This is a genomic window from Sutcliffiella horikoshii, from assembly GCF_020524325.1.
Lineage (GTDB): Bacteria > Bacillota > Bacilli > Bacillales > Bacillaceae_I > Sutcliffiella_A > Sutcliffiella_A horikoshii_D.
The window spans coordinates 276,291-292,778 of record NZ_JAIVKY010000005.1 but is presented as its reverse complement, the minus strand read 5'-3'; the positions used below and the strand labels follow the sequence as shown (position 1 = coordinate 292,778).

Below are 16,488 nucleotides of genomic sequence, written 5' to 3'. Positions count from 1 at the left end.
GTGCTCCAATCAACAGCTATGTTATCCCTTATTCTTATTCAAAGAATAGTCCGAAGAATTTTTTTACTTTGTTGCCTACTTTTTCTTCTTCGTTTACTGGTTGCTTTGCCTGCTTTACTTTTTGTTGAGTTTGTTTTCCACTACGTTTTTCCGGGTATTCGCTAGGTGCTGATGTAGTTTCAATTTTTCTACCTTGCAGTTTTGCATTTTTATATGCAAATTGGATAAGGCCTACTCCTGTAGTATATTGAGGCTCTCTAACGCCTATATAATCCGGAACAGCTTTCCTAACATTATTGTTCAGTATCAACTGTGCCAATTCCAGAACACCTGGCATGGCTACTACACCGCCAGTTAACACGTAGCCTCCAGGAATCTCCCGGACACCTAATCTTTTAATCTCGTGTTGTACAAGCTCAAAGATCTCTTCCATTCTTGCTTCTATAATATCAGAGATTTCGAGTTGACTGAATTGTTGATGCTGATCACTTCCGATAATTGGTACACTAAATACTTCTTCATCGGATGCATGGTCATAAAAGGCATGTCCATGTTTTTGTTTAATTTTTTCTGCGTCTTCTGTGGAAGTACGTAAACCTATGGAAATATCTTTAGTGATGTACTCTCCGCCAACAGGTAATACACTTGTTGCCTTTAAGAATCCATCTTCAAAGACGGCAATGGTAGTAGAACCCCCGCCAATGTCCACAAGTGCCACACCTAGATTGCGCTCATCCTTGGACAATGCAATTGAACCAGATGCAAGTGGCTGCAAGCAGATATCTGTAATTTCCAATCCAGCTTTCTCTACACAACGCAGTAAGTTATGTAAGACTGTTTTTGACCCGGTGATAAGGGTTCCTTCCATCTCCAAGCGAACACCAAGCATTCCACGTGGGTCATTAATTTCATCCAATCCGTCAACGATAAATTGTTTTGGGATACAATCAATGATTTCTCTCTCTGGAGGGATGGAAAAGACTTGCGCTGCATCTATTACCCTAGCGATATCTTCGTCCCCTATTTCCCTGTTTTCACTTGAAACTGCTACCACTCCATGGCAATCCTGAAGCTGCACATGGTTTCCAGTGACGCCAACGACTACTCTGTTTATTGGCATCCCTACCATTCTCTCAGCCTGTTCAATTGCCTTATTGATGGAATGAACAGTTTCATCTATGTCTACTATAGATCCTTTTCTTAATCCTGTTGATTTTACATTACCGACTCCAATAATATTTAAAGTATCATTTACCATTTCTCCAATGATTACTTTAACACTGGATGTACCGATGTCCAAACTGACGTATATTTCATTGCTGTTCATTCTATGGCACCTCCTTCTACTCCTAAAAAAACCAATTATTTAAGAACAACACGTGAAAAACATATTATATTAGAAAGTATTCCACAAATATGATGTTTTCCCTTTTTTAAAATCATTTTTTTTCGTTTTTTTCTTTAGAAAGCGACCATTTTGACAATAATATTCTTCTTATCACTGCTATGTTCTGAAATAGCCTTACTCCAAAAGCAAAAACTGCAGCTAAATATAAGTCTACACCAAGATGTACGCCTAGAAAAGCTAAACTTGCCGCAAGCAGGATATTAAAGAAAAAACCGGATACAAATACTTTATCATCATAATTGTTTTGTAGGTGGGCACGAATTCCACCGAACAATGTATCAAGCGCAGCGAGTACTGCTATCGATAGATAATTGGAATATTCATCTGGTACCCGGATCTCGGAATATAAGCCCAAAACAATACCTACAATCAAGCCCAGAAGAGGAAGCCACATGATCAGTTCCCCTCCTTCCCGGTTTTCACCGGTTCCATATGCTTCACGCGTATCTGTTCGTCATATGCCGGAACGGTTACTTCGTTTATCGGGGTGGAGACTTCTAGCAGTAAGTTTTCAATCGCAAATTCATCCATTGCTCGGGATACTTGCAAGCGATTATATAGCTTTGTAGGGTCACTGGTGATGACGATGATTTCAAAGTTTGCATTAGGAATCCATGCATTGTTTACTTTCGTCCTACCATTTATTTCTCTAATAATCGTATTGCTAACAACACGTTGATTTGCAATACTTATTTCTTCCACTCCATAGGAATTCAATTCATTCACAAACCTTCTGAGGAGATCTGCAGATATATTTTCCTGGATATTACCCAGGACATCCTCATCAAACAAAGGTTTGATTGTCATCTTAATGCCTGGTCCCTTCATCTCTGTCAGCCCTGCTTCGACTTTTAGTTCTTCTAGCGTTTCCCTAACGATAGCCTCTTTCGATTCATCTCGTTCTTTGGAATAGTCTTGAAGTATTTTGTCATACTTTCTTATTTCTTGGATAATCTGTGATTGAATTTCTTGCTCACGGTTCAAATCGCTCCTAAGTTGCCATGTATCTCGAGTATCCCGAATGATAGGCTGCTGTACAGTTTGAAATTGAATGGCAATCATCAATCCTACGATAATTGTAATTATGGTAAAACTAAATTTACGCTTGTCCATCTTGAACACCTTACCTCACCACAAAGCATGCATTCAGCCTTATTGAATAACAGGGTCAAGAACTACTTGATCTTTTTTTTGCATCTTCACTGTAATATTATCAGCAACCAGTTGATCTTTTACGCCGCCAAGGATACTCATCGCCGGTATGAGCACATCGGAGTCTCCAATGGCAGTTATGACGAACGGCGCAGGATATTGATTTCCATCAATGGTTATAACAGGACCATTGCAAATGATATAGGAGTCTTTAGTAATTCTTTGTCCGTTTATGGCTATTGCTGCAGCCCCTGATATAAACAGCTCATTCATTACTTTAAAAACATGACTTTCATGAACAATATAATTATTGATATTCTCCTCGGAAGGGACATAAGAGGCGTCTGCTAACGTCACTTCCACCCCTTCTCCCTGGACTTTGACATTACCATTGAACATACGAAGCTTTTCCACATCTTCCACCAAGTTGAATAACAGCTGTTCTCCTTCTGCAAGCTCTTCTTCTATGGATTGGATCGCTTCTTGTTTTTCCTGTAGTTCATTTTGCAATTCCAGGTTTCGTTCTTCTGTCCTGATTAAGGTTTCCCTGATTGCTCTATCACGTTGCCACTGCCTGTCAGTACCTACGACTTCTTCCTCGTTTGTTAATTGAAACGAGTAAGAGACGATAAATCCAAGGACTAGACAAACAAAGGACAAGACAACATGTTTACCTGTCACTTTCATCTGTTTCTTCCTCTTCCTCTCCACCTGTTTCGTATGGTTTGAAGAATGTACCTACTTCTAAATTGATGACACCTTTAACTTCTGGATCCAACTGTTCCACAATGGAAGGATAGGCAACCATCTTGTCCGAGAAATCTCTGATCGTGGCACTTACTTCATAACCGTCATTCATGAACATGGTTATATGGTAAGGATCGATATCTGTTGGTGTATGATGTATTTCCGAAATGGAATAAATAATGGATTCTGGTAATTTTATTAATTCAACGATAAAATTCTCTACCATTTCACCATTCTTCCAATTCAGCATAAGTGGTGCATCATCGGGCAAAGAATCCTCTTCATCTAAAACGGAGAGCATTTTGCCATTTTCCATGACAGGGTAATAGTTTCCACTTTCATATATATATGCTATCCGCTTATATTCATCTATATTGATCTCTACACTGTTTGGAAAGATCTTTTGAACTTCCACTGATGCAATTTCTTTGTGTTGCTGAATAAGTTCCGCTACTTTTTCTTCGTTCACACGCCAGATGCTTGTTTCTTTGGTCACACCACTTAATGTTATGACTTCCTCATCTGTTACATGCAAATTACCGCTAACAGTTAAGCCAGAAACCTTGCTAAGTGGAGATTGCGAGTAAATGATCAAAAACAACAAAATGAAGAATAAAGAAAGATAAATGATCAATCTTCTGTTAGCCTTTTGTTTTCTCTGTTGTTTGATTTTAGGTACACGGTCTTCTAGCGTCACTACTTTCCCTTTTTCCATTAAAAACAATTTCACCCCACCGCGCGCCTTGAAGCTACGCATGTAATTGACAATAATTTTCTAGCATAATTATATCATATGTGGGGTGAAAAAAACGGAAAAAAACTACTATTTTCTTCCTATAATTTCAACTTCCGTTTCTAAATGAACATTGTATTTTTCAAGGATCGTTTTCTTGATGTATTCAATCAGGTTCAATACATCATTAGCTTTTGCGCCACCATCGTTTACGATAAAGTTTGCATGCATATCAGAAACCTTCGCCCCGCCAATTTTGTGACCTTTCAGCCCAGCTTTTTCAATTAGCTGCCCGGCATATTCCGGAAGTGGATTTCTAAAGATACTACCAGCACATGGATAAGAGAACGGCTGCGTATCACGACGGTAATCTTTATTTTTTTGAAGCTGCGCTACTACTTCTTCGCGATTTCCTTGTTCCACATTTAATACAGCCTCTAAACAAATTCCAGGGCGCTCTTTTTGAAGAATCGATGTTCGATAGGAAAAGTTCAATTCATCAGCAGTCAACCACTCCATCTTCCCATCTTCAAACAAGATATGAGCCTTTTTTAATACTTTAGACATGTCAGATCCGTGCGCACCTGCATTCATATACACTGCGCCACCAACTGATCCGGGGATGCCTCCTGCAAATTCGAGACCTGTCAATCCTTTTTTACTGATGATGGTAACTAGCTTTATTAAGGAGTAACCTCCTCCAACATGCACTTCATTACCTTTTAACTCAAAGTGATCCATACCGTTTCCAAGTTTTATTACGACCCCTTCAATACCAAGATCTGATACCAATAGATTGGAACCACGGCCGATTGCCGTCCATTTCACCTTGTATTTATTGATGGTCTCCATTGTTTCTTGCAGTTTTTCCAAACTTTTCGGTTCCACAAGAATATCTGCAGGACCGCCAATTTTCATGGTCGTATGATTGGAAAGTGATTCATTAGGGAGTACCTTGCCCACTTCTTTCTCTTGTAGTTCTTTAACTAACGCATCCATATAAAATCCTCCTAAATCCACGTTCATATAACATTTTTCATAACCTTTTAAAGTAGAAAGATAGTCCTTCGTTATTATCGTGATGTAGGCCCAATAGTAATTATTAATATACTATGCATTTCGATTTATATCGGTACACCGGCCCATCACATCGAAGGTTTCCAGTTTGGTTCATGACAATTATGTAATTCATTCATTTAAAAATGGACTATGTTTACATACCCTAATGTTCTTAGATAATAAACCTGTAATTATTTGTCATCTACATATTTTCTTTGGTGAAAGTATTTGTTATGAAATGTAGTTGTGCAAACATTGTTAGCACAATACTTTAATAGTATATCCCTTGTTAAAGATGTGCAACGAATATTAGTTATTGTAATCAAATTTTTATTTTTTGTCATATTATGTCCAGTTATGTAACACAAAAGCCGAAACCAGCATCCTGCAGGTTTCGGCCTTATTTAGTATTTCGCGTATCTGCTTATGTTTAAGAGGATACCGACGGCGAGCAACATGAGGGTCAATGACGAGCCTCCATAACTTAGGAAAGGTAGGGTAATACCGGTTACTGGCATCAGGCCAGTTACTACTCCTACATTAATGATGACCTGAATGGCAATCATGGCAATAATTCCCACTGCTAAGAAACTGCCGTACAAATCAGGGGCTCCTAGTGCTATCCTAATCCCCCTCCATAACAGTAAGGCAAATAGCAGAACAACTAATGTTCCTCCGATAAACCCCAGTTCCTCGGCTAATATTGCAAAAATGAAGTCTGTCTGCGGTTCAGGTAGATAAAAGAACTTCTGCCTGCTTTGACCCAGTCCTAGACCAAGCAACCCTCCCGGCCCAATTGCGTATAAGGACTGAATAATTTGAAAGCCGCTACCTAAAGGATCTTCCCATGGATTTAAAAAAGAAGTTATTCTTTTTATCCGGTAAGGAGCTGAAAGAATCAGCACAACAAATCCGGCCACCCCGACAAGGCCTAAACCGACAAAGTGACTGATCCTTGCACCTGCAACATAGATCATGACAATACACGTACCGACCATTACAGTTCCTGTTCCAAGATCGGGTTGTAACATAATCATTCCAAAGGCCAAGAATACGAGAGAAAGACTCGGAACCAAACCCTTTTTGAAGGAGGTAATCTTTTTTTGATTTTCACTTAAGTATTTTGCTAGAAAGGCAATCATGGCTATTTTCATAAACTCTGATGGTTGAACGGAGAACGCTCCGACTCCAATCCAGCTTCTCGATCCATTCCGTTCCATCCCAACACCAGGAATCAAAACGATGACAAGCAAGAAAAAACAAACCAGAATAATTAATTTCGCCCAAGTTCTCCATGTCCAATAGTCGATGTTCATGATAAAAAACATCGCAACTACACCCAATCCAGCAAATAGCATCTGCCTTTTGGCGAAGAAGAATGTATCCTGAAATTTGTAATCAGCCCATACCGCACTTGCACTGTAAACCATGATAAGACCTACTGCGAGCAGGGTCAGTGTGGTTAAGATTAATATTATGTCCGGAGTTGATCGCTTGTTTGCCAACGTGAAAACACCTCTACTACAAAAATTAGGGCAGATGGAGGCTTAACGTTAACGAAACGTTCATGCCAATAGCCAGAAAAAGGCTTTGTCCGTATGCTTCCCAACATTACGTGGGGAAGCTATCAGAACAAAGCCTCTTGAACATGTGGCCAAGCCCTTATTTAAGCTTATGCACGGCGTCTATAAAAATGTCTCCTCGTTGCTCAAATGTTTTATATTGATCCCAGCTTGCACAAGCAGGGGACAATAATATGACATCTCCGCTCTCAGACATTTCATATGCCACCGGTACGGCTTTTTCCACATTATCGACATGTTTTATTTGTTTTATTCCAGCTTCATGAGCTGTGCGCATCAATTTCTCTGCTGTCTCCCCAAAAGTCACTAGCACTTTAACGTTACTCAAGTACGGAAGGAGATCATCAAACTCGTTCCCTCGATCAAGTCCTCCTGCGAGCAGAACTACATTATTTTCAAATGCTGATAGAGCTTTTTGAGTAGCTAAAATATTGGTAGCTTTTGAGTCGTTATAAAATCTCCTGCCATCAAGTTCACCAATAAATTGCAAACGATGTTTAACACCTGAAAAGCTTGTGAGCACCTTAATAATTGCTTTATTGCTTACTCCAAAAAGTTTCACAGCTGCCACAGCTGCCAGGATGTTCTCCAAATTATGTTTTCCAGGCAACACGATTTGGTCTATAGAAATAATATTCTCCTCTTTGAAGCATACAAAGTTATCTTTCAAATACGCACCGTCCACTGTTTCGTTTGTGGAGAATGGAACGATGATCGACTGAATTCCTTCAGCAAGTTTCATCACTTGTGAATCATCAGCATTAACAACCGCATAATCTTTTTCGGTTTGGTTGGAAAAGATTTTTGCTTTTGCTTTTCCATACTCATCCAATGTACCGTGATAATCCAGGTGTGCTTCAAAAAGATTCAAAAAGACAGAAATTTTTGGTCGGAAAATTTTAGTACCCATTAATTGAAATGATGATAATTCCGTGACCATGATATCTTTATCAGACGCTTGCTGAGCCACTTCTACCGATACATTTCCGATATTGCCAGCTATTAAGGGAGATTTATTATCCGCAGCTAACATTTCATCAATCAACGTAGTGGTAGTGGTTTTTCCATTTGAGCCTGTAATTCCGATCATTGGTGCTTCACTGATTTGATAGGCAAGTTCTACTTCCGTAAGAACAGGAATGCCTTTTTCAACAGCAAGTTGTACCAATGGATTTTGATAAGGAATGCCCGGGTTTTTGAAAACAACATCAATTTTCTGGTCAAAGATAGTTGTTGGATGTCCTCCACAAACAACTTCCATTCCTTTAGAAAGGAGATATTCAGCTTGTTCGTTCCCCTCTAGAGGACTTCTGTCATTGACAATCACCTTTGCCCCTAACTTATGTAACAGTTCTGCAGTTGCAGTACCACTCTTCGCTAAACCTAGTACAAGAACCCTTTTTCCTTCGTAATGGTTGATTTTCTTCATATTAGATCCACACCTCTAAATAAATTCCTAGCAACGCACATAACAGTCCGACTGTCCAGAAAGTAACAACTACACGCCATTCTGACCAACCGACAAGCTCATAATGATGATGAAGAGGGCTCATTTTAAAGACCCTTCTTCCTGTCGCTTTGAAAGAGATGACTTGGATGATAACGGAAAGTGTCTCCATAACGAACACTCCACCGATGATAATAAGCAGAATTTCTAATTTTAATAGTACCGCTACAGTTGCAATAGCACCACCAAGCGCTAAAGAGCCTGTATCTCCCATAAAAACCTTGGCAGGATGAGCATTAAATACCAGAAATCCAAGTAACGCACCTACTACAGCAACAGCGAAAATGGACACTTCAAATTGTGACTGATACCAAGCAAGTATGGCAAACGCTCCAAATGCTACAGCAGCAGTTCCTGATACAAGACCATCAAGCCCATCTGTCAGATTGACTGCGTTGGAGAATCCAACTAACCAAAAAATCAAAAAGAGAACATAAAAGAATCCTAATTCAATAGAAATGCTTGTTCCCGGTACACTGACCGCAGTAGAAAATTCAAACTGGACAAAAACAAAATAGAAGATAACTGCAATTAAAATTTGACCTATCAACTTTTGTAAAGATGTCAACCCTAGGTTTCTTTTAAGAACAACCTTGATGAAATCATCTAGAAAGCCTAAAAGTCCATAACCTACCATTACAAATAGCAGCAAGTAAGTTTCAACAGAAGCTTCTGCAAATTGTCCTGTAATGACTAGAGTTGTTACGGCAACGGACAGGAGTATCATAATTCCTCCCATTGTCGGGGTACCTGTTTTCTTTTGGTGGGATTGCGGCCCTTCTTCTCTTATACTTTGACCGAATTTCAGTCTTCGCAGGAAGGGAATAAATATTGGTGATACTAATACAGTAATTAAAAAAGACATAACGATAGCAAATAAGATAACCTGTTGTTCCATCGTTATTCCCTCCTCTCTTGAATCTCATGATTAGAGGTATTATCCACCTATAATAACCGGCGGATAATACCCGTTTTTAAATTTTATTTTTCTGGTTAACGACCGCTGTTGATTTCCGCACTGGGCTTCGCTTTCCTAGGGGCGGTGCTTGAGCCTTCTAACAACGCTTCAGGGGTCTCAAGCAACCGCTATCTCCCTTTAGGACAAGGAAGGCTTCGACAGCGATACATCGCATGAAGAAAATGCGTAGCATTTTCGAGGTGTCTTCGCCCTATGCTCCAATCAACAGCTATTAAATCATTTTAAGTTAAATGTTATACCAAAAGTAAATTTTATCGGTTTTTGGTTAATATGAAAATACTTTTTTTCATCTTTTTAATATTTCTTGTTAAAACAACACTTTTTTATTATCCTCTGTTCAAATTCTGGGAGATTGTAAGGCTTAGGCAATGGTCTAAATGTTACATACAATCTTACACACCTTAACAGTCTATGAACTTTGCTTTGACTGTATGGCTTCTAAAGCAATTTTTCTATCATCAAATTCGAGCACTTTATCCCCTATGATCTGATATGTTTCATGACCTTTGCCTGCAATAAGTACAACATCACCCGATTTTGCTTGATCTATTGCTTTAAAGATGGCCGCTCGCCTATCTTCCACTATTTCATAATGCCTCTCTTTTACACCGGCTTCCATATCTTTAAAGATTTGAAGTGGGTTTTCCGAGCGAGGATTATCGGATGTGAAGATAGCTTTGTTTGCATAATTCACTGCGACTTCAGCCATCAAGGGACGCTTGGAACGATCTCTATCCCCTCCGCAACCTATGATACAATATATATTGTTTTGAGAAAGTTGTTTGGTCGTTTTTAATACATTTTCCAAGCTGTCAGGAGTATGAGCATAATCGACTATCACCGTAAAGTCCTGCCCTGCTTCGATAGCTTCGAAACGTCCAGGGACGCCTCTCATATTTTCAACTACTGGAATGATGGTTTCCATGGGGATATTAGATACATAACTAGCGCTTATTGCAGCAAGAACATTGTACACACTGAATTGTCCGACCAATTTCAAATTGATAGGAACTGTTTTATTATTATAAACAAGGTCGAATGTGGTGCCTTTAGCGGATGTCTTTACATTCTTCGCCCTGATGTCGCTGGTTTCGTTAATTCCATAAGTGATTACTTGAGCTGCAGTTGCTCTTTTATAAATATCACTTGCAGGATCATCGGCATTCAAGACGGCATATTTCGGCTTTGCAAGATTATAGGAATTTCCTAATGAAGAAAATAACAAAGACTTAGCATACCGATACTCTTCCATCGTTTTATGATAATCAAGATGATCTTGTGTAAGATTAGTAAACACTGCTACATCAAAGTCACAACCATATACCCTCCCCATATGAAGTGCATGGGAGGAAACCTCCATCACCACAGTGTCTACTTTCTTTTCAATCATTTGGTGAAATGACTCTTGCAACGTTAAAGCATCTGGTGTGGTGTTTTTTACTGGATATGTTTTGTTTCCTATTTTCATATAGATGGTGCCGATCATTCCTGTCTTCCGCTGATGATGTTGGAAAATGGATTCTATAATATGCGTGGTGGTCGTTTTTCCATTTGTGCCAGTAACACCTATCAGGTGAAGTTTATGTGTGGGTTGTTGAAAGAATACATCCGCCAAGATAGCCATTGCCCTCATCGTGTCGGGAACAACGATGACCGGGACTGGTACATCCAATGGCTTTTCTGAGATGATAGCGACAGCCCCATTATTCACTGCCTCTTGAGCAAATTGATGCCCATCTACCGTGTACCCTTTGATACAAAAAAATAAACTCCCTTCATTGACCTTACGGGAATCCATGACAATGGAAGATATCTCAGGGTTATACTTTGAGGATACTTCATATCTGTGAAGATATTGTATTAATTGTTGAAGTTTCATACGAATCAAACCCCTTTGGCTTACTTGGATACCTAAATGCCGAAAGAAAAACTATCAGGATAGATGGTGAAAGATAACGTCAATTTCCTTCTAAATTATCTTACTCACCATTCTATCCTATTTAGGGAAATTAAACCAATCCGCTACATTTATTCTTCATCCGATTTGCTTTTCCCGGACATGTAGACCCTAACGGTTGACCCTTCTTCCACTTTGGTACCAGGAGCCGGCGCCTGCTGAACTACTGTATCGCCATCCCCGCTAATATCGAGTTTGAGAGTAACTAGTTGTTGGAGAAGTTCTTTTCTTGTCATACCTTTTAGATCAGGAACTTCCACCAGAGGTACATCCGGCCATTGCAACTCTTTTTCGATTTGTCCTTTTCTCTTTTCTACTCCCAAAGCATTTAGGCTATCCTCCATTATATTCCCAACTATCGGGGCTGCTACTACACCACCAAACTGTACGGTTCCCTTCGGATTATCGACAGCAAGATACACGACAAGTTGAGGATCATCCGCTGGTGCAACACCAATAAATGATACAATATGATTATTTTCCATGTATCGACCATCTTTAACTTTCTGAGCAGTTCCAGTTTTCCCACCAACTCGATAGCCTTCTACAAAAGCATTACGACCAGTTCCTTGGGCAACTACACTTTCAAGTGCATACCTGACCTGAGCAGAGGTTTCCTCAGAAATTACCCTTCTCTTCTCAACTGGTGTTTTTCTCGATACTATCTCTCCTGAAATAGGGTCTACAAACTCTTTCGCAATAAATGGAGTGTAGAGTATCCCGCCGTTCACTGCTGCTGAAACCGCAGCAACCTGCTGAATCGGAGTGACCGATACCCCTTGGCCAAAGGCTGTAGTAGCAAGCTCTACTGGACCTACCCTTTCAGGCTTGAACAGGATCCCCTTACCTTCTCCAGCTAAATCAATGCCCGTTTTCTCTCCAAACCCGAACGACTTTATATAGTTAAAAAGAGTTTCCGTTCCTAAACGTTGGCCAAGTTCTACAAAGCCTGGGTTACATGAATTCTGAACCACTTCAAGGAATGTTTGGTGGCCATGTCCTCCTTTCTTCCAACAACGAAGTCGTGCTCCATCTACCATTGCTGCCCCACTGTCATTAAAAGTATCATTTTTTAAGTTGACTTTATTTTCTTCCAAGGCAGCTGCCAGCGTGATTATCTTGAACGTTGAACCCGGTTCATACGTGCTCCATACAGGCAGGTTCCGGTTATAAATTTCAGGTGCAACATTTTGAAATTCAGCAGGATCAAAATCCGGTCTGCTTGACATGGCTAAAATTTCTCCAGTATTCGGGTCCATCGCAATTGCAATAATTCCATCAGGGTTATACAATTCCTGTGCAAGATCCAACTCTCTTTCCATGATTGTTTGGACTTTAGAATCTATCGTTAACCTCAAATCTAACCCGTCCTGTGGAGCTTCATAGTCATCTGGAATATCCGGCATCCTTCTTCCCTTCGCATCGGAATAAAATTGTACGTATCCTTTTTCTCCTTTTAATTGTTCATCATAATAAAGTTCCAAACCCATTAATCCTTGATTATCGATTCCTGCAAATCCTAATACATGGGAAAGATAACTACCGAAAGGGTAATGGCGTTTTGAGTCTTCGGCGATGTAAACCCCTTTTAATCCTAGCGCTCTTATCTCTTTCGCTTTCTCATGAGAGATTTTCCTTCCTTCTGGGTTGATCCTTTCCATAGACGAGCTTTTGGTTACCAGCTTGTACACCTTTTCTTTGGACATATTTAAGACAGCTGCAAGTTTTTCAGCCGTGTCGTTAGGATCTTTAATTTGCCGCGGTACAACCAAAACCGTCGGTGCACTCATATTCGTTGCCAATGGAACCCCGTTTCGATCAAGGATTTCTCCGCGTTCAGGTTCAAAGGGGATATTTCTGCTCCAAGAATCTTTTGCACGGTCTGTTAGCATATTCCCCAATGCGAATTGAACATATCCTAGACGTAAATCAATAATACTGAAAAGTAGAATTCCTACAAGAAGCACAATGGTCAACCTTCTCCGAACCGTCACATGAGATACCCGCATATCCTATGAACCCCCTTTAATATTCGTAGTAATATATGCTTGTACGAACGAAGATAGAACATAGTATTGGACTGTAATCCAAGAGAAGCTCTAATTGTGACTATATATTTTTTGTTGTTTAGTTAATCGTCGCTGTTCCTTTCCACAAATGACTCGCTTTCCGCGGGACGGTGCTTGAGCCTCCTCACTTCGTTGCGGGGTCTCAATCTACCGTTACTCCCCCGCTGGAGTCTTCGTAATTTGCTCCAATCCACAGCTATAAACTACTAGAACGAGAGGTTAATGCTTTTTCAGTTAACTCTGTTAGATTCCTTTTTATAAACCTAGGTGAATGAAACAATCTTGTTGATTGGAGTGGAAGGCGCGCAGACGCCCGCGGGAGGAAGGGACTGGTGAGACCCCGCAGGCGAAGTGAAGCCACTGAAGAACTGAAATCTCATGTAGTTAAATGATTTCTAGCTGGTGATTGGAGAAAAAGGCGGAGACTCCTGAGGGAGATAGCGCTAGGTGGAGACCCCACAGGCGTAGCCGAGGAGGCTCCAGCAGCGCCCCTAGGAAAGCGAAGCCTTTTTCGGAAATCAACAGCGATGTCTAAACTACACCTAAATTAATAGACTTTTTCAGTGGCGTCGCGCAAGGCGCGGAGGCTCACGGACCGACCGCAGGCAAGCGAAGCGCCTGGAACGGAGATCAACCGTTTTTTATACTTTTAGGATATAAAAAATGCACTGCCAAAGGTCTTTGCCTTTAACAGTGCATTTAAATTAACTATCCTCAGAATCTTCCTCAGATTCTGTTTCTTCCACTTCTTCTTCCTGCTCATCTGTTTGTGGCAGAGGTCTGTTAGAGCCTAATTCCACTACTAGATTGTTGCCCTGTTCAACCGGGGTTCCAGGAATGATATTTTGTTTTAGAACATACCCATTTCCGATAATCTCCGTTTCAAGTTTGAGGATATTGGAGATCTTCCGAACATCACGCAGGCTCCATCCAGTCATATCCGGGAGCGCCGGGGATTTTTCTGTTAATAAAATAACCTTTTCTCCTTTTATGACTTCACGGCCGGGTTGAGGTGTTTGCTTTAATACCTTCGAACCTTCACCCACTATCACATATTCTGGGCCATCAGAGGAGGCAGATATATCCTGAATATTATCACCAACAAGGTTTGGCACTTTCATACCCACACTTTTCTTCTTAGGAGTGGTTTGTTGAGTTTCATCAGGTTGAATACTTAAATATTGCAAACTGCGACGCATCACAGAATTAAAAACTCCCGATACAGGCCCTGCTCCATTTTCATGTTGAGCAATCTTTGGTTTTTCTACTGCGACATACATCAATAACTCAGGGTCATCGGCAGGAGCCATCCCAGTAATGGAATAAATGTATTCACCGTGACCATATAAATACCCTCCTGGTCCAGGGATTTGCGCCGTTCCTGTTTTCGCTGCCACTTTATACCCTTCTATACTGTAAGGACGGCCCGTGCCGTTTTCTGAGCTTACCACTGATTCTAATACTTCTAGAACTTTGTCAGCAGTTTTTTTAGATATAGGCGTGCCTTTTTGTTTCGGATTATTCTCTAAAACTACTTCATCTGTGTTAGGATCAACTATCTTGTCCACCACATACGGCTGCATCATTTTCCCGTCATTAGCTATTGCTGTAGCAGCTTGAATCTGTTGAATCGGGGTAAATGCCGAACCTTGACCGAACGCTGTAGATATACGGTCTCTGTAGTAATTGAAGTTGATGTTACTTGTCGTCTCGTCTGGGAGATCTATTCCTGTTGGTTCGTTCATCCCAAATGCATGGATGTATTCCAAAAGCGTATCTGTACCCATCTTATCTGCAAGCAAAGCAAATGCTACGTTTGATGAACGCTGGACGCCTTCATCAAACGTAATCATTCCCCATCCTGACCTATTATGGTCGTATACAGGAACAGGATCTTTCGGGAGACTATAAGAACCAGACTGATAGAGTTCAGATCCGTTATAAACTCCTTCTTCAATAGCTGCAGCCAAAGAAAAGATTTTCATAGTAGAACCTGGCTCATATCGATAAGAAATTGCATCGTTATTCCAATTATCATTCAAGCCTTCTCTTGTATTTAAATCAAAAGTAGGTCGAGAGCCCATGGCAAGTATTTCACCTGTCTTTGGATCCGCTACAATTGCAATAATACGTTCTGGTTCGTATTCCTCTGCTACATTGTTCATCGCTTCTTCCAAAAACGTCTGAATGGTCTTATCTAATGTCAGGTGCACATTTTTCCCGTTGATCGCAGGTACATAGGATACATCTGAGTCCATAGAAAGCTTGATCCCTTTGTTGTCTGTTTTTACCGCCAGTGAACCATTTTTCTCTTTTAGTTCATCTTCTAACATCTTTTCAAGGCCTGTTACTCCAGTAACTACACCATCATCATTTGCTCTTGCAAAACCTACCACGTGACTAGAAAACTTGCCGTTGAAATAATAGCGTTTAGACCCTTCGACAAACCCAATCCCAGGCAATTTCATGTCTTCGATTTCTTTTTTGACAGATAAGGGAAGATCTCTACCCAATGCCCCAAATTCTACTTGTTTACGATCAAGTAATAATTTTTCTAATATCTCACTCTGATTTACTTCCAAAACAGAAGCCAACTTTGCAGCCGTTTCTTCGGGATCAGCAACATGACGAGGTTTTTTTTCATCTGTTGTCAAAGATTCGTCCAACACAGCTACAAGGTTGAAAGAGGGGGTGTCTTCTGCAATTGGATCACCACTTCTATCAAAGATAGACCCTCTAGTGGCATCAATCGTTTTGTTTACATTATATCTCTCACTAGCTTCTGCTGATAAATTATGTCCATGTGCTTCTCCGGTTGCTTGAAGGTAAAAAAATCGTCCAATCAATAGAAAAAAGAGCAACGCAAAAAGTCCGAGTAGAATTGCTGCTCCTAAGTGAATTCTTTTCTTATGAACGATGTTATGGGTACTCATTTAGTTCCCTACGTTCTTCACATTGTTTTCGTTTAATGTCAGACCAAGGTTTTTGGCTTTCTCAAGAATGACTTCATAGCTGCTTTCTTCCGCTACACGAAGTTCAAGTTCACGATTTTCCTTTAATTGTGATTCAATGGACCCTTCAAGCGTTTGAATTTCGCTATTCACATGATAGATATTCACATGGTTCGTAATAACGTGGACTGCACCGAATGCAAGCATACCGATAAACATATAACCAAGTACTTTTTCCCCAAGAGTAATTTTTGAACGTTTCTTTACGACCAATTGCCTTTTTGGTGACTGTTGCGTACGTTCTTCATGCTGCCTCTGGATTTTGTGAGCTAAGTTACTCATT

13 protein-coding genes are annotated in these 16,488 nt (G+C 40.3%); all 13 read right to left on the bottom strand.

Annotation, left to right across the window (positions count from 1 at the left end; all coding sequences use genetic code 11):
• Window positions 1-34: 34 nt before the first annotated feature.
• The gene (gene ftsA, locus LC091_RS06310) at window positions 35-1,327 is read right to left on the bottom strand and encodes a cell division protein FtsA (RefSeq protein WP_226681166.1); all 1,293 of its coding nucleotides are present in this window, start codon (window positions 1,325-1,327) and stop codon (window positions 35-37) included.
• Window positions 1,328-1,439: 112 nt separating this feature from the next.
• On the bottom strand, window positions 1,440-1,802 hold the full coding sequence (locus LC091_RS06305; protein WP_010193065.1) for a small basic family protein: 363 nt from the start codon (window positions 1,800-1,802) through the stop codon (window positions 1,440-1,442).
• 2 nt (window positions 1,803-1,804) lie between these two features.
• Window positions 1,805-2,521 carry a DUF881 domain-containing protein gene (locus LC091_RS06300; RefSeq protein WP_226681164.1) on the bottom strand — a complete coding sequence of 239 codons (717 nt, stop codon included), beginning with the start codon at window positions 2,519-2,521 and terminating at the stop codon, window positions 1,805-1,807.
• 39 nt (window positions 2,522-2,560) lie between these two features.
• Window positions 2,561-3,247 (bottom strand): DUF881 domain-containing protein, encoded by a 687-nt coding sequence (locus tag LC091_RS06295; RefSeq protein ID WP_226681162.1) that lies wholly within the window; start codon window positions 3,245-3,247, stop codon window positions 2,561-2,563.
• Entirely contained in the window at window positions 3,231-4,037 is an 807-nt protein-coding gene (locus LC091_RS06290; protein WP_404819664.1) for a cell division protein FtsQ/DivIB, read from the bottom strand. Before LC091_RS06290 ends, LC091_RS06295 begins: the two co-directional genes overlap by 17 nt.
• A 93-nt stretch (window positions 4,038-4,130) precedes the next feature.
• Window positions 4,131-5,039: a UDP-N-acetylmuramate dehydrogenase gene (gene murB, locus LC091_RS06285; RefSeq protein WP_226681160.1), complete on the bottom strand. Its 909-nt coding sequence runs from the start codon at window positions 5,037-5,039 to the stop codon at window positions 4,131-4,133.
• 464 nt (window positions 5,040-5,503) lie between these two features.
• Window positions 5,504-6,604 (bottom strand): stage V sporulation protein E, encoded by a 1,101-nt coding sequence (gene spoVE / locus LC091_RS06280; RefSeq protein ID WP_226681159.1) that lies wholly within the window; start codon window positions 6,602-6,604, stop codon window positions 5,504-5,506.
• A 157-nt stretch (window positions 6,605-6,761) separates the two neighbouring features.
• Window positions 6,762-8,111, bottom strand: coding sequence for a UDP-N-acetylmuramoyl-L-alanine--D-glutamate ligase (gene murD, locus LC091_RS06275; RefSeq protein ID WP_226681157.1), 1,350 nt, complete (start codon window positions 8,109-8,111; stop codon window positions 6,762-6,764).
• A 1-nt stretch (window position 8,112) separates the two neighbouring features.
• Window positions 8,113-9,087 carry a phospho-N-acetylmuramoyl-pentapeptide-transferase gene (gene mraY, locus LC091_RS06270; RefSeq protein ID WP_226681155.1) on the bottom strand — a complete coding sequence of 325 codons (975 nt, stop codon included), beginning with the start codon at window positions 9,085-9,087 and terminating at the stop codon, window positions 8,113-8,115.
• A 490-nt stretch (window positions 9,088-9,577) separates the two neighbouring features.
• Window positions 9,578-11,047, bottom strand: a complete 1,470-nt coding sequence (locus tag LC091_RS06265; RefSeq protein ID WP_226681153.1) for a UDP-N-acetylmuramoyl-L-alanyl-D-glutamate--2,6-diaminopimelate ligase — start codon at window positions 11,045-11,047, stop codon at window positions 9,578-9,580.
• 149 nt (window positions 11,048-11,196) lie between these two features.
• Window positions 11,197-13,134 (bottom strand): stage V sporulation protein D, encoded by a 1,938-nt coding sequence (locus LC091_RS06260; protein WP_226681151.1) that lies wholly within the window; start codon window positions 13,132-13,134, stop codon window positions 11,197-11,199.
• A 764-nt stretch (window positions 13,135-13,898) separates the two neighbouring features.
• The gene (locus LC091_RS06255) at window positions 13,899-16,127 is read right to left on the bottom strand and encodes a penicillin-binding protein (RefSeq protein ID WP_226681150.1); all 2,229 of its coding nucleotides are present in this window, start codon (window positions 16,125-16,127) and stop codon (window positions 13,899-13,901) included.
• On the bottom strand, window positions 16,128-16,487 hold the full coding sequence (ftsL, locus tag LC091_RS06250; RefSeq protein WP_226681148.1) for a cell division protein FtsL: 360 nt from the start codon (window positions 16,485-16,487) through the stop codon (window positions 16,128-16,130).
• Window position 16,488: the final 1 nt, after the last annotated feature.

Coding starts and splice junctions, on each gene's coding strand:
- ftsA (WP_226681166.1), bottom strand. CDS start 1,327: ATGAACAGCAATGAAATATACGTCAGTTTGGACATCGGTACATCCAGT.
- LC091_RS06305 (WP_010193065.1), bottom strand. CDS start 1,802: ATGTGGCTTCCTCTTCTGGGCTTGATTGTAGGTATTGTTTTGGGCTTA.
- LC091_RS06300 (WP_226681164.1), bottom strand. CDS start 2,521: ATGGACAAGCGTAAATTTAGTTTTACCATAATTACAATTATCGTAGGA.
- LC091_RS06295 (WP_226681162.1), bottom strand. CDS start 3,247: ATGAAAGTGACAGGTAAACATGTTGTCTTGTCCTTTGTTTGTCTAGTC.
- murB (WP_226681160.1), bottom strand. CDS start 5,039: ATGGATGCGTTAGTTAAAGAACTACAAGAGAAAGAAGTGGGCAAGGTA.
- murD (WP_226681157.1), bottom strand. CDS start 8,111: ATGAAGAAAATCAACCATTACGAAGGAAAAAGGGTTCTTGTACTAGGT.
- mraY (WP_226681155.1), bottom strand. CDS start 9,087: ATGGAACAACAGGTTATCTTATTTGCTATCGTTATGTCTTTTTTAATT.
- LC091_RS06265 (WP_226681153.1), bottom strand. CDS start 11,047: ATGAAACTTCAACAATTAATACAATATCTTCACAGATATGAAGTATCC.
- LC091_RS06260 (WP_226681151.1), bottom strand. CDS start 13,134: ATGCGGGTATCTCATGTGACGGTTCGGAGAAGGTTGACCATTGTGCTT.
- LC091_RS06255 (WP_226681150.1), bottom strand. CDS start 16,127: ATGAGTACCCATAACATCGTTCATAAGAAAAGAATTCACTTAGGAGCA.
- ftsL (WP_226681148.1), bottom strand. CDS start 16,487: ATGAGTAACTTAGCTCACAAAATCCAGAGGCAGCATGAAGAACGTACG.